A 1,397-nucleotide genomic window follows, 5' to 3' on the forward strand; every position below is an offset into this window, starting at 1 on the left:
AGATGATTCCTGTATTCTTCAGGGGTCATCCTTTTTAATGTCCACTGATAACGTTCAGTATTGTAGGTTGAAATGTATTGATCGACACGTAAGCGTAGTTCCTCAATTGAATCGCAGTATCGGTAATCAAGTTCATCTTTTAAGTGCCCAAAAAATGATTCCATAGGGGCATTATCCCAACAATTCCCTTTACGGGACATGGATTGCTTGAAACCGTATCCCTTAATTAGATTTCGTATCCTAGCGTGCGTATAGTGCATCCCTTGGTCGGAATGGAAAATGGCCTCGGGATGAATATTGCCCGAGAGGCGATCTGTGAGAAGAGCTAAGGTTCTCTCCACAATAGATAGTTCCAGTGAAGAGGATAGATAGTGAGCGAGGATCTCCTTCGTAGCGCCATCCTTCACACAGGAGAGATACGCCCACTTGCCCCTGCCATAACGCATATAGGTTATATCTGTTAGGAGCACTTTTTGCGGCTCTCCCTGATCGAAACGGCGCTCCAAAAGATTAGGGCAAGTGGAGTGCTCATGTGTTGCCTTAGCCATCTTGCGGTAAGGGTTAGCTTGGCGAACCTTCGCAACTAGGCGATATTTACGCATTAAACGACGAATCTTCTTATGATTCATGATAATACCATCGATTTTTTCCAGCCGCATTTTAATGACCAGCGCACCTGCCTTGCCATCCAGAGCATCAAAGTGAAACTTTATCCGTTGGAGCTCATGCTCGTCCGCCTGGTCCTGCCGTTGCCTACACTCTTCGGCAGACAGCCAGCGATAGAATCCACTCCTGCTGACTTCTGCAAGTTGGCACAGGTATCTCGTCATGCCCTTCAATTCATAGTTGTGAATAACGTGCTGAATGAGTTGAAAGCGCTCGGAAGAGGAGAATGTATTACGATTTCTTCTTTCGAGCGCTTCGAGCTTTTTTAGCAACTCATTCTCCGCTTCAAGAAGTTTAATTCTTGCTTCGGCCTTCTGTAGCTTTTCCTCTACCGACATCTCTCCAGCAGGCTTCCTTCCAGGTGAACCCTTGCCTCTGCGCTCTTCCAGCAGCCCTACCTCCCCGTATTTTGCATAAGCGGTACGCCATCGTTGTAAGCACCATTTAGGCGTTTTGGAACCAATTACCGCCATGTCAAAGCCGCCGTTGATGAATATCTCTATGGGTGCCGCTCCATCGTAATATGCCTGCACGGACGCCAACTTAAAAGTTGGAGAGTACGTGACACTCTTCTCAGAGATCTGTTTCACGTTAGGGCTACCCTCTAATTGTCGTATGTCTTCCGCAGAAAACTTGATCCTCGAATTTTTCATAATGTTTAACCTCGCTGTCCTCGTTATTCTGATTAAAACACAAATGACCCGTAAGAGGGTCACTTTTTTCAAAGTGTC

The 1,397-nt window shown here is 46.2% G+C and carries 1 protein-coding gene; it reads right to left on the reverse strand.

Features of this window, described 5'->3' with window-relative positions:
• A partial coding sequence (locus ACE3MQ_RS27250) for an IS3 family transposase (protein WP_379398772.1) occupies positions 1-1,256 on the reverse strand: 1,256 nt, incomplete at its 3' end.
• Positions 1,257-1,397 lie beyond the last annotated feature (141 nt).

Source organism: Paenibacillus lentus (assembly GCF_042714055.1).
GTDB classification, from domain to species: Bacteria; Bacillota; Bacilli; order Paenibacillales; family Paenibacillaceae; genus Fontibacillus; species Fontibacillus lentus_A.